The organism is Brevibacterium sp. VCM10 (assembly GCF_000583215.1).
In the GTDB taxonomy this organism is placed as follows: Bacteria; Actinomycetota; Actinomycetes; order Actinomycetales; family Brevibacteriaceae; genus Brevibacterium; species Brevibacterium linens.
Map to the genome: position 1 here is coordinate 37837 of NZ_JAJB01000041.1, position 22826 is coordinate 60662.

General features: G+C 66.0%; 19 protein-coding genes. 14 read left to right on the forward strand and 5 right to left on the reverse strand.

Features of this window, described 5'->3' with window-relative positions:
* Positions 1 to 169: 169 nt before the first annotated feature.
* The 3 genes from ilvC (at position 170) to serA (ending at position 4403) form a co-directional block, all read left to right on the forward strand.
* Positions 170 to 1201: a ketol-acid reductoisomerase gene (gene ilvC / locus AD89_RS0112640; protein WP_025779414.1), complete on the forward strand. Its 1032-nt coding sequence runs from the start codon at positions 170 to 172 to the stop codon at positions 1199 to 1201.
* 189 nt (positions 1202 to 1390) lie between these two features.
* The gene (locus tag AD89_RS0112645; protein WP_025779415.1) at positions 1391 to 2683 is read left to right on the forward strand and encodes a GNAT family N-acetyltransferase; all 1293 of its coding nucleotides are present in this window, start codon (positions 1391 to 1393) and stop codon (positions 2681 to 2683) included.
* 127 nt (positions 2684 to 2810) lie between these two features.
* Positions 2811 to 4403 (forward strand): phosphoglycerate dehydrogenase, encoded by a 1593-nt coding sequence (gene serA, locus AD89_RS0112650; protein ID WP_025779416.1) that lies wholly within the window; start codon positions 2811 to 2813, stop codon positions 4401 to 4403.
* Between the two features lie 23 nt (positions 4404 to 4426).
* Here the strand turns inward: serA and AD89_RS0112655 are convergent, their stop codons facing one another.
* Both AD89_RS0112655 and AD89_RS0112660 read right to left on the reverse strand, forming a co-directional pair.
* A complete protein-coding gene (locus tag AD89_RS0112655) occupies positions 4427 to 5143 on the reverse strand; it encodes a phosphatase PAP2 family protein (RefSeq protein ID WP_025779418.1) in 717 nt (238 codons plus the stop codon).
* Entirely contained in the window at positions 5140 to 5991 is an 852-nt protein-coding gene (locus AD89_RS0112660; protein ID WP_025779420.1) for an HpcH/HpaI aldolase/citrate lyase family protein, read from the reverse strand. The genes AD89_RS0112655 and AD89_RS0112660 overlap by 4 nt, the downstream gene beginning before the upstream one ends.
* A 302-nt stretch (positions 5992 to 6293) precedes the next feature.
* On the opposite strand from AD89_RS0112660, the gene AD89_RS0112665 reads away from it, so the two are divergent.
* From AD89_RS0112665 to AD89_RS0112715, 11 genes are all read left to right on the forward strand, one after another.
* The gene (locus AD89_RS0112665; RefSeq protein WP_025779421.1) at positions 6294 to 7331 is read left to right on the forward strand and encodes a 3-isopropylmalate dehydrogenase; all 1038 of its coding nucleotides are present in this window, start codon (positions 6294 to 6296) and stop codon (positions 7329 to 7331) included.
* 177 nt (positions 7332 to 7508) lie between these two features.
* Positions 7509 to 8600 (forward strand): branched-chain amino acid aminotransferase, encoded by a 1092-nt coding sequence (locus tag AD89_RS0112670; protein ID WP_025779423.1) that lies wholly within the window; start codon positions 7509 to 7511, stop codon positions 8598 to 8600.
* A gap of 245 nt (positions 8601 to 8845) precedes the next feature.
* Positions 8846 to 10363, forward strand: a complete 1518-nt coding sequence (locus AD89_RS0112675; RefSeq protein ID WP_051505249.1) for an MFS transporter — start codon at positions 8846 to 8848, stop codon at positions 10361 to 10363.
* A 69-nt stretch (positions 10364 to 10432) separates the two neighbouring features.
* The gene (locus tag AD89_RS18635) at positions 10433 to 12196 is read left to right on the forward strand and encodes a DUF222 domain-containing protein (RefSeq protein WP_025779427.1); all 1764 of its coding nucleotides are present in this window, start codon (positions 10433 to 10435) and stop codon (positions 12194 to 12196) included.
* 99 nt (positions 12197 to 12295) lie between these two features.
* Complete coding sequence (locus tag AD89_RS0112685) at positions 12296 to 12958, forward strand: GNAT family N-acetyltransferase (RefSeq protein WP_025779429.1); 663 nt, start codon at positions 12296 to 12298, stop codon at positions 12956 to 12958.
* A 74-nt stretch (positions 12959 to 13032) separates the two neighbouring features.
* Positions 13033 to 15240 (forward strand): prolyl oligopeptidase family serine peptidase, encoded by a 2208-nt coding sequence (locus AD89_RS0112690; RefSeq protein WP_025779431.1) that lies wholly within the window; start codon positions 13033 to 13035, stop codon positions 15238 to 15240.
* A 10-nt stretch (positions 15241 to 15250) separates the two neighbouring features.
* Positions 15251 to 16330 (forward strand): lipoate--protein ligase family protein, encoded by a 1080-nt coding sequence (locus AD89_RS0112695; protein ID WP_025779433.1) that lies wholly within the window; start codon positions 15251 to 15253, stop codon positions 16328 to 16330.
* Positions 16309 to 17097: a peptidase E gene (locus AD89_RS0112700; protein ID WP_231488652.1), complete on the forward strand. Its 789-nt coding sequence runs from the start codon at positions 16309 to 16311 to the stop codon at positions 17095 to 17097. Before AD89_RS0112695 ends, AD89_RS0112700 begins: the two co-directional genes overlap by 22 nt.
* A gap of 131 nt (positions 17098 to 17228) precedes the next feature.
* Complete coding sequence (thyX, locus tag AD89_RS0112705) at positions 17229 to 18014, forward strand: FAD-dependent thymidylate synthase (RefSeq protein ID WP_025779438.1); 786 nt, start codon at positions 17229 to 17231, stop codon at positions 18012 to 18014.
* Between the two features lie 60 nt (positions 18015 to 18074).
* Entirely contained in the window at positions 18075 to 18653 is a 579-nt protein-coding gene (locus tag AD89_RS0112710) for a maltokinase N-terminal cap-like domain-containing protein (protein ID WP_025779440.1), read from the forward strand.
* 82 nt (positions 18654 to 18735) lie between these two features.
* A complete protein-coding gene (locus tag AD89_RS0112715; RefSeq protein ID WP_025779446.1) occupies positions 18736 to 19170 on the forward strand; it encodes an HIT family protein in 435 nt (144 codons plus the stop codon).
* Between the two features lie 73 nt (positions 19171 to 19243).
* Here AD89_RS0112715 and AD89_RS0112720 read toward each other — a convergent pair whose 3' ends face one another.
* From AD89_RS0112720 to AD89_RS0112730, 3 genes are all read right to left on the reverse strand, one after another.
* Positions 19244 to 20299, reverse strand: coding sequence for a zinc-binding dehydrogenase (locus tag AD89_RS0112720; protein ID WP_025779448.1), 1056 nt, complete (start codon positions 20297 to 20299; stop codon positions 19244 to 19246).
* 129 nt (positions 20300 to 20428) lie between these two features.
* On the reverse strand, positions 20429 to 21433 hold the full coding sequence (locus AD89_RS0112725; protein WP_025779451.1) for a hypothetical protein: 1005 nt from the start codon (positions 21431 to 21433) through the stop codon (positions 20429 to 20431).
* Between the two features lie 61 nt (positions 21434 to 21494).
* Positions 21495 to 22826 (reverse strand): ATP-dependent helicase C-terminal domain-containing protein (locus AD89_RS0112730; protein ID WP_025779453.1); only part of this gene is annotated, 1332 nt, incomplete at its 5' end.

Below are 22826 nucleotides of genomic sequence, written 5' to 3' on the forward strand. Positions count from 1 at the left end.
CAGCTGACGAAGAATACGGAACCGCGCGGTCACGACCGATCGCGCGGCCGCCTCGGCGAAGATTTTCGCGTTCCAACTTGTGGAACCCTCGACATCTCAAAACGTGAGCAGCAATACCGAACTGTGAAACAATGGGGACATCACCCCGTAAGCATAAGGAGCTAGAACTATGGCAGCAGAACGCTATTACGACGACAATGCAGACCTGTCGATCATCCAGGGCAAGAAGGTCGCCGTCATCGGCTACGGCAGCCAGGGCCACGCCCACTCGCTGAGCCTGCGCGACTCCGGCGCTGAAGTCCGCATCGGTCTCAAGGAAGGCTCGCCCAGCCGCGACAAGGCCGCGGCCGAAGGCCTCGAGGTCGGAACCCCCGCCGAGGTGGCCGCATGGGCCGATGTCATCACCATCGCCGCACCCGACCAGGTTCAGGCCGAGATCTTCAACAACGAGATCAAGGATCAGCTGGCTCCCGGCAAGACCCTCGTGTTCATCCACGGCTTCAACATCCGCTACGACTACATCAAGGCTCCCGAGGGCGTCGACGTCATCATGGTCGCCCCGAAGGGACCGGGCCACGTGGTCCGTCGTGAGTTCGTCGACGGCCGCGGTGTGCCCGTGCTCGTCGCCGTCGAGGTCGACGCCTCCGGCAAGGCTTGGGACACCGTCCTGTCCTACGCCAAGGGCATCGGCGGCCTGCGCGCCGGCGGCATCAAGACCACCTTCACCGAGGAGACCGAGACCGACCTGTTCGGTGAGCAGACCGTGCTCTGCGGCGGTGTCTCGCACCTCGTCCAGTACGGTTTCGAGACCCTGACCGAGGCCGGCTACCAGCCCGAGATCGCCTACTTCGAGGTCCTCCACGAGCTCAAACTCATCGTCGACCTCATGGTCGAAGGCGGCATCGCCAAGCAGCGTTGGTCCTGCTCCGACACCGCCGAGTACGGCGACTACGTCTCCGGCCCGCGGGTCATCACCCCCGAGGTGAAGGAGAACATGAAGGGCGTCCTCGATGACATCCAGAACGGAAAGTTCGCCGAGCGCTTCATGAACGACCAGAAGAACGGCGCACCGGAGTTCAAGGAGCTGCGCGCCAAGGAAGAGCAGCACCCGATCGAGTCCACCGGCCGCGAGCTGCGCAAGATGTTCGCATGGCTCAAGGACTCCGACGACGACTACACCGAGGGCACTGCCGCTCGCTGAGGCTGATCACTCGGTCCTGTACACAGGAGCCCCGGACGCCGCTCGGTGTCTGGGGCTCTTTCGCATTCACCTCGGCGATCCCATGGTGCCGTGCCGGCCGATTCCATCAGCGGTTGCGGAACTCGGGGGTCGCCCGACATCGATCAGGAGAATCTCCCGACGGCGGACCATGTGGACTACTGTGGATGTGTGACGAATTACAGATTCGAAGACTTCAAGCCGACCATCGACGCGTCCACCGGCGAACCGGATGAGCGCACGAAGGGCTATTTCGCCTCGACGAGCGTGGGCTTCCATGACCCGCGGTCGACCGATGCGGCCCTGCTCAACCGGGTCGAGCGGGCGATCGCCGATGGGCGCAATCTCACCGCCGTCTACGCCGATCAGGAGTTCGGGCACGGCCTCGACGCCTCGATCCCGGTGGCGACCTTCGCGTGGTTCGAGAAGCTCGTCAACGTCGGCGGGGGACGGCTGGTGCCCGGTCACCTCATCACCTGGATCACGGTGCGTCCGACCCATCGCCGGCGCGGTCTGCTGCGGTCGCTGATGACCACGGACCTCGCCGAGGCGAAGGCGAACGGCTACCCGTTCGCCGCACTGACCGCGACCGAAGGCGGAATCTACTCGCGCTTCGGCTTCGGTGTGGCGACCTGGCTGCGTTCGATCGAGGTCGACACCTCGCCCGGCTTCAAGATGGTGCGCGAACCCGATCGCCGCGTCGAGATGTGCCTGCCGAGCGAGCTGCGTGAACTGGCTCCGAAGATCTACGGCGAGTTCATGCGGACCTCACCCGGTGCCATGGAGCGTCAGCAGACCTACATCGAACGCGCCACGGGTGCACTCAACACGGAGACCGGCGAAGAGGATCGAGGCGTCCGTGCGGCCCTGCACTTCGACGAGCAGGGCGAGCCCGACGGCTATGTCTCCTACAAGTTCGCCGGCTGGTCGAAGACCCCGCCGACCGTCGACATCATCGACTTCGTGGCCGCCACCGATGCGGCCTACGCCTCGCTGTGGTCGTTCCTCGCCGCCATCGATCTGTCGACCCGAGTGACCTTCGGCGAGTCCGCCGAATACTCCCCGCTGCCGTGGCTGCTCACCGATTCCAGGCGTGTGAAGACCGTCGCGAGCGAGGACAACATCTGGATCCGCATCCTCGACGTCAAGGCCGCGCTCGAGGCCCGGCCCTGGTATGTGCCCGGGACACTGACGATCGACATCGACGATTCGCTCGACCTCGCCGGTGGGCGCTTCACGATCACCTCGGACGGTGAGAACGCCGAGGTGACCCCCGCCTCCGATTCGACACCGGCTGACCTGGGGCTCGGCATCGCCGAGCTCGGGTCCCTCTACCTCGGCGGCGCCGATCCCGTCATCCTCGCCCGGGCGGGACGCATCGACGAGCAGACGCCGGGGTCCGCTGTGCTGGCCAGCGCCATGTTCAGCCTGGGCCGGGCGCCGTATTCGCCGAACGGGTTCTGAGCGCGCTACGGATTCCGAGCGTGCAGCACTGTCTGTTGAGCGATTGTTCCCAGAATCTGAGACTTTGTGAAGGATTCCTGAAAGTCTCATAAGGTGGACGCGTCCCGGACGCAACAGGAGGAAATCAGTGCCCAAGCCCGTCGTGCTCATCGCCGAAGAACTGTCACCGGCCACCATCGAAGCTCTCGGAGGAGACTTCGAGATCCGTCACACCGAGGGCGCCGACCGGTCCCAGCTCCTGCCCGCCATCGCCGACGCCGATGCGATCCTCGTCCGGTCGGCCACGCAGGTCGACGCCGAAGCCATCAACGCTGCGAACAACCTCAAGGTCATCGCCCGTGCCGGAGTCGGACTCGACAATGTCGATGTGCCCGCAGCCACCTCGGCGGGTGTCATGGTCGTCAACGCTCCCACGTCGAACATCATCTCCGCAGCCGAGCTGACGATGGCCCACATTCTGGGATCCGCGCGGTACTTCGGCGCCGGCAACACCTCGCTGAAGGCGGGGGAGTGGAACCGGAAGAAGTACACCGGCGTCGAACTCTACGAGAAGACTCTGGGCATCGTCGGCCTCGGCCGCATCGGCGGACTCGTCGCCGAGCGCGCGAAGGCCTTCGGCATGCGTCTGGTCGGCTACGACCCCTACATCACTCAGGCTCGTGCGGCTCAGATGGGCGTCGAGGTCCTCGACCTGCCCGGTCTGCTGGCCGTATCCGACTTCGTCACCGTGCACATGCCCAAGACGCCGGAGACGGTCGGCATGATCAGCACCGAGGAGCTCAAGACCGCCAAGTCCGGCGCCCGGTTCATCAACGTCGCCCGCGGCGGCATCATCGACGAGGCGGCCCTGGCCGAGGCCGTGGCCAACGGTGAGGTCGGCGGCGCCGGAATCGACGTCTGGAACGTCGAGCCGCCGGAGCACTCGGCGCTCATGGATCTCGACGCCGTCAACGTCACCCCGCATCTGGGCGCCTCGACTCATGAGGCCCAGGAGAAGGCCGGCGTCGCCGTGGCGAAGTCCGTGCGCAAGGCCCTGGCCGGGGAACTCGTCCCCGATGCTGTCAATGTCGCAGGCGGTGCCATCCACGAGGATGTGCGTCCGGGCATTCCCCTGGCCGAGCGTCTGGGCCGGGTCGTCAACGCGCTGGCCGACTCCTCGGTCACGCACTTCAAGGTCGAGGTCAACGGCGAGATCGCCGACAAGGACGTCTCCGTCCTCAAGCTCTCCGCGCTCAAGGGCCTGTTCAAGGACGTCGTGTCCGACCAGGTCTCCTATGTCAACGCTCCGCTGCTGGCCGAAGAGCGCGGAATCGGCGTCGAGCTCGTCACGGATCCGTACTGCGAATCGTTCCGCAACATCACCCGTCTGACCGCGACGACGAGCACCGGGCAGCGCATCTCGGTGTCGGGCACCGTGACCGGTCCGAAGCTCGTGCAGAAGCTCACCGAGGTCGACGGCTACTCGCTCGAGATCGAGCTGACGGACAACCTGCTCATCTTCCGCTACGAGGATCGTCCGGGAATCATCGGTCAGCTGGGTCTGGCGCTCGGCGCGAACAACGTCAACATCGCCGGAATGCAGGTCTCGCCCGCTTCGACGAGCAACGAGGCGCTGTCCGTCCTGGCCGTGGATTCGGTCGTCTCGGACGAGGTCGTCAAGGCTGTGGCCGGTGCCGTGAACGCCTCGGCCTTCACCGGCGTCTCACTCCAGGAGGACTGAGACCCTCACACAGCAGGACCCGTTCACCCCGCAAGCCAGAGAGCGAAGCGGGGTGAACGGGTCCTCTGTGCTGTCAGGGTCCAGAACTCGTCGACGAGAACGGCGACGGCGATGCCGATGAAGGCGCCGGCGATCGTGTCGGTGAGCCAGTGGACCTGGAGCGCGGTCCGCGACCACATCATGGCGAGGATCCAGACTGCGGCGAGGAGGAATGACCAGCAGAAGCCCATCCTCGGTGCCCGAGCTTCTGGTGCCCGAGCTTCTGCTGTCTGGGCGATTGATCCGCGCAGCTGATGGCGGCGGCAGGCGATGATCGCCAGGCTCATGGCCAGTGCGGCAGCGCCCATCGAATGTCCCGAGGGATAGGAGAAGCCCAGGGATTCGTAAAGCTGATCGCCGGGGCGCAGGCGGGTGACGATGGCCTTGAGGATCTCCGAGGCGGCGATGCCGGCCAGCATCGTCGTGACGAGGACGATCGCCGGGCGCAGGCGTCTGCGCAGGATGAAGAAGCCCGTGAGCAGCGTGGTGCAGATGACCACGCCGGTGCCGCCGCCGACCTCGGCGAGGACGACGGCGATCCAGTACGGCACCGAGCCCTCAGTGAGGCCGACGAGCTCCAGCCAGGCCTGATCGATCGGGGTGGGTCCGATGCGTTCGAGGTGCAGCCACAGTCCGAAGGCGATGACGAACAGGACGGCGGGCAGTGTTGCCCACAGCAGCCAGGACGGCTGTCGGCTCAAGCGTTCCAGAGGCCGTAGGTGTCAGCCAGGGACGCGATCTTCTTCGCACGGGCCAGGCGGGGCAGGTAGGAGCCGTCGGTGATCTCGGATCCGCCTTCGGCGGCTTCGAGCATCTGGCGGGCCCAATCGCGTTCGTCCTCGCTCGGGCTCATCGCCTCGTTGAGGGTGTTGACCTGGTCGACTGTGAGCACGAGCTTTCCGGTCATGCCCATCATGTGAGTGACCTCGGCATCGGCCCAGACCTTCTCATCATCGGCATCGGCGGCCGATGGCCCGTCGATGGGTCCGGGCAGGCCGCCCATGCGGGAGGCGATCGTCAGGCGCGAACGGGCATAGGCCAGGGCCATCGGGTCGCCGGAGAAACCCGTGTCCTTGCGGAAGTCGTTCGTGCCGAACGCCAGACGGAAGGTGCCGGGCGCCTCGGCGATCTTCGTGGCGTTCTCCACTCCACGGGCCGATTCGAGGAGTGCGATGACCGGCAGGCCCGCCTTCGCCCGCATCGCGGTATAGGAGACCTGCTCGGGCCGTTCGGTCTCCGGGAGCATGACTCCGCGCAGACCGGGCAGCATGGCGATCGCGGCGAGGTCATCGTCCCAGAATTCGGATTCCATCTTGTTGATGCGCACCCAGGCCGACATTCCGTTCTTCAGTGCGCGCACGACATTGTCACGTGCCGCAAGCTTCTTGTCGTCGGCGACGGACGCTTCGAGGTCGAAGATGACGGAGTCCGCTTCCGACGTCTGCGCGGGAGTGAAGATCTCCTCCTTCGCAGCGTTGACGAGCAGCCAGGACCGGGAGAGTTTGGCGGGCAGAGCTGCGGCACGGGCGTTGCGGATGGTCTCGGTCAATGATCGACTTTCTCTCGGGGCAGTTTCTGCGTGGCCCCCACGGGGTTTGGGGTGCTGTATCCATCTTCGTCCCTGCGGCGCCGGATGTGTAGCCGAAAACAGGGTTTGAGACGTGAAATTGTTCATCACCGCACACGGATCGCGGGATCTGTCCCGGGAAGGGCAGGCGCGGCCCGTTGGGGCAGGGGCCGCTTTCGGGTGCCGGAGGTCGCTCCGCCGCCGTGCCCGTGAGCGCCGCTGACGATGGTTCACATTGTAAGACGCCGTAGTTGCATCGTGAGATGGCGTCGTATTCTGTGAGCATGAAGTTCTCAATCGCAGTCATGCCCGGAGATGGAATCGGCAACGAGGTCGTCCCCGAAGGCCTCAAAGTCCTCCGCCGCGCCATCGAGGTGTCAGGCGAGCCCGTCGAGCTCGAGCTCACAGACTACAAGGTCGGCGCCCAGCGCTACCACAAGACCGGTGAGACGCTCACCGACGACGAGCTCGAGTCACTGCGCGGACATGATGCCATCTTCTTCGGCGCCTGCGGAGATCCGTCCGTGCCCTCCGGAGTGCTCGAGCGCGGAGTGATCCTCAAGATGCGCTTCGGGCTGGGGCATGCAGTGAACCTGCGTCCCTCGAAGCTGTTCTCCGGAGTCACCAGCCCGCTGGCCGATCCCGGAAAGATCGACTTCGTCGTCGTCCGCGAGGGCACCGAGGGCTCGTACACCGGATCCGGCGGATCCGTGCGCACGGACACCCCGCAGGAGGTCGCGACCGAGGTCTCGGTCAACACCTGGTACGGCGTCGAACGTGCGGTCCGCGACGCCTTCGCCCGGGCTCAGGCGCGGAACAAGAAGCTCACCTACGTGCACAAGCACAATGTCATGGTCCATGCCGGTCACCTGTGGCGTCGCGTGGTCGAGAAGGTCGGGCAGGAATTCCCCGAGGTGGCCGTCAACTACGAGCACACCGATGCGTGCACGATCTACATGGTCACGAATCCCGAGCGCTACGACGTCATCGTCACCGACAACCTCTTCGGGGACATCCTCACCGACCTCGCAGCCGCGGTCACCGGCGGAATCGGTCTGGCCGCCTCGGGGAACCTCAACGTCGAAGGAACGGCGCCGAGCCTGTTCGAACCCATTCACGGTTCGGCTCCGGACATCGCCGGCCAGCAGATCGCGGACCCGACCGCGTCGATCCTCTCGGGGGCGCTCATGGCCTCCCACCTGGGACTCGAGACCGTGGCCAAGGCGATCGAGACGGCCGTCGAAGCCGACCTCGCCGAGCGCGACGGAACGAAGCGGTCCACCTCCGAGGTGGGCGACGCGATCGCGGCACGCCTCGGCTGACCGGATCGACCGCCTCGGCGAGCGGCGGATGGGTGACGATGGGGTCACCTCTGCGAGGATGAACCCAATCGAGCGACACCCGTGTTCAGGGTCGACGACATCACCCCGGTGCGGCGAGCGCCGGGGTGATGGACTACCCTGAAAGTGTCACTCATCACAAGTGAGAAGAGAGTTTTCATGACAGATTTCACCGTTCTTAAGAACCTCCAGCCGCAACCCGAGCTGGTGCGCGAGAACATCAAGAAGGATCCCGGCTTCGGCCAGTACTTCACCGACCATATGGCGCACATCCGTTACACGGTCGACGACGGTTGGCAGGGGCACGAGGTCCGGCCGTACGGGCCGCTGCTGCTCGACCCGGCAGCCGCTGTTCTCCACTACGCCCAGGAGATCTTCGAGGGGCTCAAGGCCTACCGTCATGCCGACGGTTCGGTATGGACGTTCCGACCCGAGCGCAACGCCGCGCGCATCAACCGCTCCGCCGAGCGTCTCGCGCTGCCGCAGCTGCCCGAAGAGGACTTCATCAACTCGCTCAAGCAGCTGGTCAGCCTCGACCAGGCCTGGGTTCCGACGCCGGAGTCGGACGCTGATGAGTCGAGCCTGTACCTGCGGCCGTTCATGATCGCCACGGAGCGGTTCCTCGGCGTGCGGGCCAGCCATGAAGTCGACTACTACGCCATCGCATCTCCGGCCGGGCCCTACTTCTCCGGAGGCATCAAGCCGGTGTCGATCTGGCTCTCGCCGAAGCTCAAGCGCGCCGGCGAGGGCGGCACCGGCTTCGCCAAGTGCGGCGGCAACTATGCATCGTCGCTGGTGGCGACCAACGAGGCGGCCGCAAAGGGCTGCCAGCAGGTGCTGTTCACCGACTCGGTGGAGAACAAGTACATCGACGAGCTCGGCGGCATGAACCTCATGCTCGTGACGAAGAGCGGCAAGCTGCTCACCCCGGCGCTGAGCGATTCGATCCTCGACGGCGTCACCCGTCGTTCGCTGCTCGAACTGGCACCGCAGCTCGGACTCGAGGCCGAAGAGCGTCAGATCTCCATCGAGGAGTGGCGTGAGGGTGCGGCCAGCGGCGAGATCGTCGAAGCATTCGCCTGCGGCACCGCTGCCGTCATCACGCCGATCAGCAAGCTCGTCAGCGAGGACTTCACCATCGATCATGGTGAAGAAGCCGGTGAGAAGACCATGGAGCTGCGCAGGACGCTGCTCGGCATCCAGTACGGGCGTGTCGAGGACACGAACAACTGGCTGGTGCGCCTGGCCTGATCGGACGGACGTCGTTGGTCTGGCAGGCGTTGTCTGAACTGGACGTCAGTGTCTGATCTGGACGTCAGCCGGGCACGCTCTTGAGGCGGGCCGCTGCGAAGAGATTCGCGGCGGCCCGCCTTCTGCTTTCCGCGCGTCGTTCACCCGTTGTCCCTTGCTGCCCACCCGCTGTCCCTCGTCGCCCACCGGCTTTCCGCGCGTCGCTCACCCTCTTTCCATTGCACCGGCGGATGTTTTACTCAGTTATGCGTAAATTGCGGTACTGTGGCCTCGTGCACACGACCACCTCGGCGTCGGTTCCGACAGCCTCCGAAGTCATCGCCCACCTGCCATGGAAGTGGCGCACCCAGGGTGCCATCTTCATCATCGGCGGGCTCGGTTTCATGTTCGACGCCTGGGACGTCGCTCTCAACGGATTCCTCATTCCGCTGCTCAGCGACTATTGGAGTCTCAGCCTCGGCCAGGCCGCATGGATTGCGACCGCCAACCTCATCGGCATGGCACTGGGTGCCTTCATCTGGGGCGGCATCGCCGATGTCATCGGGCGGAAGAAGGCGTTCACTCTCACTCTGCTCGTCTTCTCGATCTTCACGGTCGCCGGAGCATTCGCCCCCGCATATGGTTGGTTCATCCTCTTCCGCTTCCTCGCGGGATTCGGTCTGGGCGGATGCATCCCAGTCGACTACGCTCTGGTCGGCGAGTTCACTCCCAGCCGACATCGCGGACGCGTGCTCACCGCCATGGACGGCTGGTGGCCGATCGGCGCCTCGCTCTGCGCGTTCGTCTCCGCCTATCTGCTCGGTTTCGGGGACTGGCGGCTGATCATGCTCGTCATGATCGTTCCCGCACTGCTCACCGTCGCCGTGCGTTTCGGAATTCCGGAATCACCTCTCTATCTCGCCTCGGTCGGCCGGTACGCCGAAGCCGACGCGATCATCAAGCGACTGGTCGAGCGCACCGGTGCCGACGTCACCGAGTGGACCCATGAACCGGTCGGCGAGGCTGCCGCAACGCCGGCGGCCGGTGACGATGCAGCCCCGGCGACGGCTGAGCCCGACGCGGATCGGAGCACGGCGAGCCCCGCCGCGTCGCAGACGACGCCGACCTCGGACGCGGGGCCCAGAGTCAGCGGGCAGCTGCGAGCGGCCAGCGGTCAGCTCGTGCAGCTGTGGCAGCACTCAGCCAAGACGACCCTCGTCGCCTGGTCGCTCTTCGTCTCCGTCCTCCTTGTCTACTACGCGGCACTGACATGGCTGCCCGGAATCCTGAAGAAACAGGGGCTGGCCGATCAGGCGGCGTTCCTCGTCACCGGGTCGATGACCGCGGTCGGCATCCTCGGCGTGATCGTCTCCGCGCTCATCGTCGAACGATTCGGTCGCAAATGGGTGCTCGGAGTCTCGGCGATCGTGGCCGGGATCCTCCTGATCGGATCTGCCGTATTCATCGAAGCCTCCGGTGCCGAACTCACCTGGACGGCGAAAGCGGTCATCATCGGCTTCGGCTTCGTCATCCAGATCGCGATCCCGACCCTGTACACCTATGTCTCCGAGCTCTACCCGACCCGACTGCGCGGTTCTGGTTTCGGTTGGGCTTCTGCGGCGTCGCGTCTGGCCACGGGAATCGCCCCGATCGTGTTCGGCGCGTTCATGTGGCCGGTGCTCGGCCTGACCCTGACGTTCGTCCTCACCGGAGCTCTAGCCGTCGTCGCCGTGGTTCTGATGAGCTTCATGGCACGAGAGACGACCGGTGAAGAATTGAACTGACTAGTGGTCTGACCAGGGCAGATACGTTCGGGAAATGTCGTGTCAGTGCCGACAGGTAGTGTTCTGGACATGGAGGCAAAGCAGGTTCCAGACGCACTCACCGAGATCCTTCGGTGGCGCGACAGCCTGTCCGAAATGCCTCCTGCCGCGACCGAGGACGAAGCGATCGATCGCATCACGGCTCTTGAGGAACTGACCTCCGCATGCGCCGCCGCACAGGCCCGCGAAACCCTGACGTTCGATATGCACCGAAAGAATCGGGAGGCCGAAGACGGTGTCCCGAGCAAGAAGCAGGGACTCGGGGTCGGCGCGGAGATCGGCCTGGCCAGAAAGGTCTCGCGACACCGTGGCAACGCGCTGCTCAAATTCTCACGGACCCTGCTCCTGGACCTGCCCAATGTCTACTCGGCGATGAAGGGCGGAGACATCTCGGAGGAGAAGGCACGCACTGTCGCAAAGGAATCCGACTGGCTTCCACGTGAGAAGAAGCACGAGCTCGACGAGCGGATGGCCGAACGCCTGGCCGAGGTGGGAGTCAGACGACTGGGCAACGAGGTGAGGGCCCTGGCACAGAAGCTCGACCAGCAGGCAGCGGTCGACCACCTCGAACGCTGTGTCGAAGAGCGCTCCGTCAGCGTGCGTCCGGCCCCGGGAAACATGGCCTATCTGACTGCTCTGCTGCCGATGTCGCAGGCCGTTGCCGCATTCGCCAATCTCAAGAAGTCGGCCCAGACCGTGACCGCCACCGGCAAAGCCGACGGCCGTGGTCAGAATCAGATCGCTGCGGATCTCTTGGTCGAGCGACTGACCGGGCAGGCTGCCGCTGCGGCCGTGCCCACCGAAGTCCACCTCATCATGCAGGACAGCAGCCTGTTCGGGCCCGGAGAAGAATCGGCATGGTTCCCCGGGGTCGGCCCGATCCCGGCCCAAGCCGCCAGGAACGTCGTTGCCGAGAACGAGGCCGCCACCTTCATCCGCAGGCTGTACACGCGGCCGGAAGACGGTCAGCTCGTGCGGATGGACTCCCGCCGCAGGGAATTCTCCGGGCTGCTTCGACGCATGGTCGTCTTCCGCGACGACGTCTGCCGTTCGCCCTGGTGCGAGGCACCCATCCAGCACGCCGATCATGTCGACGCGGCCGCTGCCGGTGGGGAAACGGACTGGGACAACTCTTCTGGACTGTGCGCCGCCTGCAACTATCTCAAGGAACTCAGTGGGTGGCGCCATCAGGCGACAGCCGAGGCCCTCGAGGTCATCACACCGACCGGTCACCACTACAGGACCCGAACCAAACCCCTCAGCGGTCCCGATCCCGGGTGCGCCTCTGGTCAGGACGACAGTCGTGGTGCGAGGCATGGCCCCGGCGAACAGGATCCTCCTGATCAGCAGCATGATCGGCAACGGCAGCAACTTCCCGGCCGACAGCATGGTCCCGAGCCGGGACGAGACACCGGGGAAACAGCGGCAGAGAGGACGGCGACACCGGTCGACGGGGCTCGCGCCGCGCCGCCGAGCGACGAGGCTCGCGCCGCGACTCCGGGCGACCAGGCTCGCGCCGCACCGCCGAGTGACAGCGACCGTGCCGGAGCGCTGGGCGACAGCGACCGTGCCGAAAAGCTGGATGACGAAGCCCGCGTTGTACCGCCGCGTGCCGATTCCGAATTTTCGGTGATGATCCCATGGCGATACGTTCGCCGGACCTCGCAGCCGGCAACCATCGATATCGGTGGGTCGAGTGTCGGAATCGACATCGTCGATGCCGACGAACGGCCGATGAGCCCAACCGAAGAACTTCTCCGCGCCGCAATCCTCGAACACAGACGCAGGCTGTGAGCCGAGTCTGCCGCGCTGTGAACCGAGTCTGCTGCGACGACGGCAAGTGGTCACCGAAAGTTCAACTGCCCGCTCCATGACGAGACTATGGTGATAGTCATGAACGACCTCACCGGGCAGCCGTCGCCCGCCGGCCATTGCGCGCGGTCCGGCCACACAGACGACCCCGCGGTCGAAATCGTGTGGGGGATGCCGGCGGGGATGGGCCCACTGTGGCAGGGCGTGCCCTCGGGGCCGGGAATCCGCGGTGTCCTGCCACCCCGCAGCGAGGTCGAAGCGCTCTATGGGGCCGCTGCCGCCGAGCCGCCGCTGAACGAGGACCCGAGGTTTGCGGCACTGTTCGCCGATGTCTACGACGTCTCCGTCCGCAAGGGACAGGTCCTCATGACATTGACCCGGACCCAGCCCGACGGGCGGCTGAGCTCATTCGCCTACGGCCACCATTGGAGGTGGGAGGAGCAGAAGTATCCGTGGGCATTCGAACTGCAGAGCCGCCTCGGCGAAGCTTCGACCGAACTCGAGTCGACCTTCGCACTCAACCTGCTCGCCCGTGATCCGAAGCAGCGCGAACAAGGCCTGGGACGGCGCACCCTTCAAACGTGGATCGGAGAGGTCGGACACTGCGGCTGCTGGCTGCAGACCGACGATATCGACAGTCCGGCACGCCGCCTCTACGAAGAACTCGGCTTCGCAGAACTCGGACACGGCCCCGACGCCCCCAACGGGCAGCCCGGCCTGGTCATGTTCCGCAGCCCGCGGTGAGAACTGCACGCCAGAGGAATTCCTCGTCAGCGGCACCACGTGGCTGTTTCAGCGGCGGTCACTAGGATGGGAGAATGCGCGAAGAAGACTCACCGACAGCGGCCCCGACGACGAGTGCCGAACTGCCCGACGACGAAAACCTCTGGCTCGAAGACATCTCCGGCGAGCAGCAGATCGCCTGGGTGAAGAACCAGAACGCGGAGACCCTCGACCGATTCCACGACGACCTCTTCGATACCATCTCCGGCGAACTGCGCACCGCGCTGGACTCCGACGACCGCATTCCGATGGTCACCAAACGCGGCGACCACTTCTTCAACTTCTGGCGCGATAGGACCAACCCGAAAGGTCTGTGGCGACGCACCACTTGGGAGAGCTACCGCACGGATGCACCCGACTGGGATGTGCTGCTCGACCTCGACGAACTGGCGGCACAGGAAGACACCGCCTGGGTCTGGTCAGGAGCGATGGTCCGGCGCAGCGACAATCGGCGCGCCCTGGTCCTCCTGTCCCCGGACGGAGGCGACTCCCACCGAGTCCGCGAATTCGACCTCGATGACCGCACCTTCGTCGACGGCGGCTTCGACATCCCCGCCGCCAAGACACGATTGGCCTGGCTCGATGATGACACCGTCCTTGTCGCCACCGAGACCGACGCCGACTCACTGACGACCTCGTCGTATCCTCGCCAAGCCAGAGCACTCCGCCGCGGTCAGAGCCTCGACGAGGCCCCGATCGTCGCCGAAGTCCCACGCGACCATGTGGCGATCTTCGTCGGCAGCGACATCCGCCCCGACACCGCGGCCACCGACCGCGCAGTCATCATCGACGCCATCGACTTCTTCAACTCGACGATGAGCTTCGTCGACCTCGCCGACATCACCGGCGCAGACGGGACGCTGTCGGTCGAACCGACGACTTGGGCCGACGTGCTCAACCGAGTCGACGTTCCCACCGACGTCGAGGTCGGCTTCGACCGCGACCTCGTGCTCTTCCGTCCGCAGTCGACCTGGCAGTCCACCACCACCGAGGTGGCCGCCGGCGGCCTTGCCATCGCCGATATCGATGCGGTCAAGGCAGGAGAGATCACTCCGCGCGTGATCTTCACCCCGGACGCCCGCACCTCGCTGCAGTCCTTCACCTTCACCCGCGACTACCTCGTCCTCGAGCTGCTCGCCGACGTGCAGTCGACACTGACGGTCCTCGACCTGAACAACGACTTCGCCGAATCCACCCTGCCCGGGGTGCCGGCCAACCACATGGTCGGCCTCGGCGCAGTCGACAAATACGACCCGGCCACCGCCAACGACTTCTGGATGGTCAGCACCGGCTTCCTCACGCCCTCGACGCTGTCGTACGGAACTCTGGGCCCCTCGGACGAAGCTGCGGGAACGGACTCCGAAAAGTCCACCGCCGAGGTGATCAAATCGGCACCGGCGATGTTCGATGCCGACGGGCTCAGCGTCGAGCAGCACTTCGCCACCAGCGCTGACGGAACGACGATCCCGTACTTCCAGATCGGATCCGACGACCTCGTGCTCGACGGCGACAATCCCACACTGCTCGACGGCTACGGCGGATTCGAAGTCAGCCGCACACCCGGATATTCACCCGTGGTCGGCATCGGCTGGCTCAGCCGCAGCACCACCGGAGACACGATCCCGGCAGGCCGCCGAGGCGTCTATGTCCTCGCGAACATCCGCGGCGGAGGCGAATACGGGCCTGAATGGCACACATCCGCGATGCGAGAGAACCGCATGCGTTGCTATGAAGACCATTCGGCCGTGGCCCGCGATCTCATCGCCCGCGGAGTGACGAGCCCGAAGAGGCTCGCCTGTGCCGGCGGTTCGAACGGCGGATTGTTGGTCGGCAATATGCTCACCCAGTATCCCGAGCTGTTCGGCGCAGTCTCCTGTGGAGTTCCGCTGCTGGACATGGCCCGGTACACGAAGCTCAGCGCCGGCTATTCATGGAAGGCCGAGTACGGCGACCCGGACGTGGCCGAGGACTGGGCGTTCATCAGACACTTCTCGCCCTACCACCTCCTCGAAGACGGACGGGACTATCCGCCGGTGCTGTTCTGGACGGCGACGTCGGATGACCGGGTGGGACCGGTGCAGGCGCGGAAGATGGCCGCCCGGATGCAGGCGCAGGGTATCGAGAACGTGTGGTTCTTCGAAGACACCGAAGGCGGTCATTCCGCGGCTTCGGACAATGAGCAGACCGCGTTCACCCGGGCGCTGAGCTACCGGTTCATGTGGAACGCGCTGACAGGGGAGTAGGTTGACAGATATGACGAACGAGACACAGCACTTCCACGGCGAATACAAGGTCATCGGCGGCAAACTCGTCGTCGCCGATGTCACCACCGACGGTACTACCATCACCGAGGTGAAGATCTCCGGTGACTTCTTCCTCGAACCCGAGGAAGCTTATTTCGACCTTGCCCCGGCCCTCGTCGGCGCCAGCGTCACCGCCGACAATGCGGCCCTGCGCGGCCGCCTCGACGAGGCCCTGGCCGGATATGGTTCGGACCTGGCGATGCACGGCTTCTCCACCGCCGATATCGCCACGGTCGTGCGTCGCGCCCTCGGCTCGGCCGCGAACTTCACCGACTTCGACTGGCAGGTCATCCGCGGAGAGGTGCTGCCCACTCAGCTCAATGTGGCGCTCGATCAGGTGCTGCTCGAAGAGGTCGCGGCAGGTCGTCGGCAGCCGACCCTGCGGTTCTGGGAATGGGAGGACACCGCCACCGTCATCGGCGCCTTCCAGTCCTACGTCAACGAACTGCGCCCCGAAGGCGTGGACAAGTACGACGTGCAGGTGGTCCGTCGCATCTCCGGGGGCGGAGCCATGTTCATGGAAGGCGGCAACTGCATCACCTACTCGATGTTCGTCCCGCCTGCCCTCGTCGCCGGTCTCGACTACGAAGAATCGTATGTGTTCCTCGACCAGTGGGTGCTCGCGGCGCTGAAGACTCTCGGTGTGGAGGCGTTCTACAAGCCGATCAACGACATCTCCTCGACCGGCGGCAAGATCGGCGGAGCAGCACAGAAGCGCAATCGCGACGGCACCCTGCTCCACCACGCGACGATGAGCTATGACATCGACGCCGACAAGATGGTCGAGGTGCTGCGCATCGGCGAAGCGAAGATCTCCGACAAAGGAGTGGCGAGTGCGAAGAAGCGCGTCGATCCGCTGCGGAGCCAGACCGGTGAGGCACGCAAGGACATCATCGATGTCATGGCCGACACCTTCGCCACACGCTATGGAGCCACCTACGGCACCTACACCGAGGATGAGCTGAAGCGGGCACAGGAACTCGTCGATGAGAAGTTCGGAACCGAGAAGTGGACGCACCGAGTGCCGTGACCGCGGGCTCCGGCCCGATCGCCGAGGCGGTCGAGCAGTTCCGCGGCACGATCGTCGCGCTCGGCGGCGGTGGGTTCTCGATGTCCGAGACCGGGCAGTCGGGCATTGATGACGAGCTTCTGCAGATGGCGAGTCGGCGAAGCACCGCATCTGACCTCCCGCATGTCTGCTTCGTCCCGACGGCATCCGGCGACAGCCGCGACTACATCGAACGGTTCGAAGCGGCATTCGAGGCGCGGGCACGAACCCACGTCCTCTCCCTGTTCGGGCAGGCTCCGTGGGACTACCAGGACCCGGAGATGCTGCTCGGCATGGATCTCATCTACGTCGGCGGCGGCTCCACGGCGAACCTGCTCAGCCTGTGGCGTCGGCACGGAGTCGACGAGGTCATGCGCCGGGCGGCTGCCGGCGGCACGATCCTCGCCGGCATCAGCGCCGGAGCGAACTGCTGGTTCGAGGCATCCTCGACGGATTCGTTCGGTCCGCTGGCCCCGTTGGACGATGGGCTCGGATTTCTGCAGGGGAGCGCCTGCCCGCATCTCCACGGCGAACCCGGCCGGGAAGCCTCCTTCCGGAAATGGATCGCCGACGGCAGCCTGCCGGGCCCGGGAACCGCCATCGACGACCATGCTGCGGTCGTCTACGTCGATGGTGCGGCCACCTCGGTGATGGTGGAATCCGACGGCGCAGCCGCGTATTCGGTCGACGAATACGGCCGACTCCGGACCCTGAACGACCACGCACGGCCGCGGGCCGCCGAGGAATGAACGGCGAGAGCTCCCCGGCTGCCACCGCTGACTGACGAATCGAGAAGAGTTTCGAGACGGACGGGTGGCCATCCGGGCGGCGGCGGTCTGTAGGATTGGGAACCAATCACGTCCCCTGCACAAGGAGAGCCATGCGCCAGGTCGAACCGTCCGTTGAACTGCTCGCCAAGCCCAATATCGATTGGGAGGCGATGAGGACTTACCTCGATGAGGTGGGCGGAACCTCCTGGGCGGACCGGGTCGAAGATGCGGAATCTCCCGACGCCGAGGATCTCCTCGAGTTCTCCGGACGCATGTGCTACCGCTCGTGGGAGCCGGGCCTCAACCCGAACGTCTCCCGGGTGCGCACCGATTCCGCGCAGTACCTCGGCAACGTCGTGAAGTCCCAGCACGGATCCGTGCTCGAACACGCGAACTTCACCTTCGTCCTCCACAACGTCTCGCGCGTGCTCACCCACGAGCTCATCCGCCACCGCGCGGGGTCGGCGTTCTCGCAGGAATCGCTGCGATACGTCCGCCTCACCGACATCCCGTTCTGGTTCCCCGAGTGGGCCCGCGAAGATCCCGAACTCATGGAACGCAGCCTTCAGGTCCTCGACACCCTCGAGGAGCACCAGAAGTGGATGGCCGAGCACTTCGAGCTCGACGAGGAGGGCACGAAGTTCTCGCACAAGAAGCACATGACCTCGTTCATGCGTCGCTTCGCCCCCGAGGGGCTGGCCACCGGCATCGTCTACACCGCGAACCTGCGCTCTCTGCGCCATGTCGTCGAGATGCGCACTGCGAAGGGCGCCGAAGAGGAGATCCGCCTGATCTTCAACAAGATCGGTGAGGTCATGCGCGAGGAGGCTCCGGCGGTCTTCGCCGACTACGAGGTCGTCGACGGAGAATGGATCCCCGGCACCCGCAAGGCCTGAGGCTCGCCACCACCAGCCACACCTGACGCCGACGTCAGACAGATTCCAGGAGGACATGCCATGGCAGATATCTACGCAGCTCAGCTCAACCCCGGCAAGCTCGACGTCGTCAGCGACTGGGTGGCCGAGCAGGACTGGGCCGCCGAGCTCGATCTCGAGGCGAATCCGCTCGAGGCCGTCACCGCGTACCGCTTCGACGATCCCACCGGAGAGGTCGGCATCGAGGTGCACATCGTGCGCAGCGGCGATCAGCTGCTGCAGGTGCCGCTGACCTACCGTGGTGCACCGCTCGCCGGCGCCGACGAAGCATTCGTGGCGAACATGGAGCATTCGGTGCTCGGCAAGCGGTGGGTCTACGCCGGCATGGGCGACCCGCTGTTCCGACAGCGCCTCGACCACACCATCGCCACCGCATCGACCGCGGCGAAGCAGTACCGCGTCGACGCTGAGGGCAATCGGGGAGAGGAGATCACCGACGTGGCCCACGCCTTCGGGACGGGACCGCTGCCGGGCGCCGGCGACGTCGAGATCCTCTACCGCCTGTCGCCCGATTCGCCGGCGGAGAAGTCCGACGCCGGTCTGCTGCTCGGCCGCTGGGAGGGCCAGGACACGAACGTCGTCCTCGCCATCATGGTCTGAGGGCTCGCCTCTATGATCTGAGGGGCCCTGGCCGAACGCCGTAGGGCCCAGCCAACTCACCGCGGGGGAGGAGCCGGTACTCATGAGCAGCGATTGCATCTTCTGCCAGATCGTCGCGGGTGACGCACCGAGTGCGCCGATCGCCGAGACCGAAGCGACGTTGGCGTTCATGGACATCCAGCCCGGGGCGGACGGGCATCTGCTCGTCGTGCCGAAACGGCACAGCACTGATCTGCGGGACATCCCGACCGACGACCTGGCGGCGGTGGCGCTCGAGTCTCAGCGCATCGCCAAGCACGCCTATGCGGCGTGGGATGCGGACGGAGTCAATCTCCTCAACTGCTGCGGTGCCGATGCCTGGCAGTCGGTCTTCCACTTCCACATGCATGTGATTCCGCGCTACCGGGACAAGAGCAAGGACCGCCTGCGTCTGCCGTTCGAACCCGGCGTCCGCGGGGATCAAGAGCTCATCGGCTCCCTGGCCGCGAGCATGCGGGAGTCGCTCGACGCGGAGTGAGCATTGCCGTGATCGCCGGCGTTGTGCTCGACCTCGCCGAGGCGACGCACAGTGCCCGGGCCTCCGGCCGTTCTCACCGCGCCAGGTCGATGATCGTCATTCCCGTCGAGGCGGCGGGGGAGCCCATCGCCTCCATCGCCGCCGGTGCCTCGTCGAGTCCGATGACAGTGGTGACGAGGTCCTGCGGGCGCAGCCGTCCCTGCACGACGAGGTCGACGAGCTCCGGGTACTCGGCCGCGGCCATTCCGTGCGATCCGAGCACGCTGAGTTCGAGCGCGATCACGCGCGGCAGATCGACGACCGGCTCGGCGGGCAGCAGCCCGATCTGCACATGCCGACCCACGGGTCCCAGAGCTCCGATCGCCGCCCGGATCGTGTCCTCCCGGCCCAGCGCGTCGACGGTCACAGCCACCCCGTCGGCATCGGTCGACGCGAACTGCGCGACCACCTCGGCGCTCAGCTCCTCCGGACTGAGATCTCGTGCGTTGACGGTCCGTGCGGCACCGAACTCACGGGCGGACTCCAAGGCCGCATCGCTGACGTCGATGGCCACGACCCTCGCACCGAGGGCACGGGCGATCATGATCGCAGACAGTCCCACTCCGCCGCAGCCGAACACGGCGACCGTCTCGTCCGCGGCAAGGCGAGCCCGCACGCGCAGACCATGGAAGGCCGTGGCGAATCGGCACCCGAGCCCGACGACGGCTGCGGCCGGCACATCCTCGGGCACGGCCACGAGGTTGGCATCGGCATTGTGGATGACGACCTGATCCGCCCATGACCCGAAATGCGTGAACCCCGGCTGCGTCTGATCGGGGCACACCTGCGCATTGCCCGAAATGCACCACCGGCAGCTTCCGCACCCGCACACAAAAGGAACGGTCACACGCTGGCCGATACGGAAGTCCTGTACCCCCACACCCGCCGAGGCGACCCGACCCACGAGCTCATGCCCGGGTACGTGGGGCAGGGTGATCGTCGAATCGTGGCCGGCCCACGCGTGATGGTCGCTGCGGCACACCCCGGTGGCTTCGACGTCGATGACGACGCCGGTATCGGGGGCCGTGGGCGCGGGAATGTCCGTGAGATTGGGACGGACAGAGAACTGATCGAAGACGATGGCACGCATACCGCCGATCATAGGCTCGCCGGTGCCGCGACCGCGAAGACGTCCACGAAACGGCGCGGCCGCAGCGACTGGTCAGCGCAGCAGGCTCGACGCAGCCGCAGCGACTGGCCAGCGCAGCCCCCAGGCGACTCAGCGGGGATGAACTCCGGCGACCGCCAGAGCATCGAGCAGTCGAGCCCGCAGCTGCTGGGCCCTGGCTGAAAACGCGCGTTGCCGCTCCATGTATTCGGCCTTGCCCGCGGCGGTCTCGATCGCGACGACCCCGTAGCCCCATCCGCGCAGGTCATAGGGGGAGGCCTCCATGTCCAGAGTGCGGATATCGAGAGCCAGATCGAAGCAGTCGACGACGAGGTCCGAATCAGCGACCGGTGAGATCTTCATCGCCCACTTGTACAGATCCATCCCCGCGTGCAGGCACCCGGGCTGCTCGTTGCTGACCATGCCCTCACGGCTCGGCTGCAGGGTATTGAGCGGCCGGGCCGGTGCGGTGAAGAAGCGGAACGCATCATGATGCGAACACTGGATGCGATGGCCTTCGACCACGGCATCGGTCTCGGCGGGGCTGAGCCGCAACGGCACCTGCTGATGACGACGCTGCTCCTCGCTGAGACGGTAGACCATCGCCCATTCGTGGATGCCGAAACACCCGAAATTCGCCTCCCGATTCAGCGTCGACGACAGCAGGGAGGCGATGAACTTCGCCCCATCCCCACGATCGGCCCGCCAGGACTCGAGGTCCACCTCGGCGAGATTCCGATCCTCGTCGATGAGGTACCAACGCCGGTCGAAATACCGGCGATCGGCCGCCTCGGCGAGTTCGACGCGCACCCCCGGTCCGGGATGCCACTTCTTCAGCTGCCCGACCTTGAACGGGTAATAGGTGAAGAGGAAATCCTCGACCGGATGGGACTCCTGCCGCATCCGCCTCTCGATATGGGCATCCGTGCGCTCGGCGATCCGATGTTCGTGCTCATCACGCAGCCCGCGCCAGATCTCGGCAGGGATGACACCGTCACCGAGGCGGCCCGCCGGTTCGTCGGTGCGCTCGGTCACCGCCGCGATCGGGGCCACCGCCGACGAGGCGGTCGCCGCCGCGATCGGGCTGGCAGTCGTGGTCGTTGGCGCGGAAGTCACCGCACCATTGTCCCAGACGACGTCCGGGCCCGCATGCGCGTCGGGCCCGGCGATGAGTCGGTCAGCGGCCCGAGCGCTTCGTGCCCTTCGCCGCCGGAGCGTTCAGCGGGTCCTCCGGCCACGGGTGCTTCGGGTAGCGACCCCGGTTTTCGGCTCTGACATGGGCATACGCGTTCGCCCAGAACGATGCGAGATCGGTCGTCACGGCCAAGGGCCTGCGCGCCGGGGAGAGCAGATGCATGGTGACCGGCACCCTACCGTCGCAGATGCGCGGCACTTCAGTCCAGCCGAAGCATTCCTGGAGCTTGACCGCGAGGATCGGGCTCGGGATCTCGGTGCGCTGGGATGCGGCCGCAGACTCGCCGTCCGCTCGGGATCCGTCGTCCGCACCCGAGACGGCCTCCGGCTCGATGAGATCGGGGTCCGGATACTCGAGGCGGATCGCAGACCCGCTGGGCACTGTGATGTGGGTCGGGGCCAACTCATCGAGCCGGGCCGCCTCGGGCCACGGCAGCAGACCGCGCAGCGCGGAGACAAGATCGACCCGTGCAGGGTCGGAGCCCTTCGCGATCCGGTCGAGCACATCCGGACACCACTGATCGAGCGTGGCAGACAGGTGCCCCCACCTCACCTCCGGCCAGGGATCCCCGACGACCGCGCGGAGCAGACCGAGCCTGGCCCGCAGGTTCTCGAACGCCTCGGACGGCCGCACGACCTCGCGGGCTCCTCGTTCGCGCACCGATGCGGCGATGGCACGGCGGGCCAGTTCCGGGCCGGCCTGGATCGGCGTGGACGTCAGTTCGATCCCGCCGAGGCGGCTGCGCCGAACCGCGCGGACCCTGCCGGACTCGAACGTCGCGGTTTCCTCCGTGTGCAGCAATCCGGCTCCGGCGAGCTCCGCGGTGTCGACGTCGATGGGCACGGCAGATCGGATGATCGCCCGCGATCCGGCCAGACCCACCTCGGCGATGGCCAGCCACTGACTGCCCTGCAGTGAGGAGTCACGCGGCAGGCTCGCCGCCGTGCCCGAAGCCAGCAGATAGTCGGAATCCGAAGCGCTGCGCAGCCGTGCGATCTGCAGCGGATGCGACAGCGCCGTGACGAGCCCGAGGTCCTCGGGTGTCAGGGATGTGCCGGAATTGCCGCCGCCGTCTCCCGTGTCGCAGCCATCGCCGTCCGAGGCGAATCCGCGGGCGATCGACGCGAACCGTCTGCGGTCCTGAGCGAATCGGGCATCTCGGCTGCGCCGCAGTTGACGCATCAGAGCGGAGAGATCGGCGCCGGGAGCCCGCTGATCGGACTCGATGACGGCGATCGCCTCGGCCGCACGAACGGGATCGAGCAGCGCAGCCCCGTCGAGCAGACCGCGTGCCGCCCACACAGAGGCGGGAAC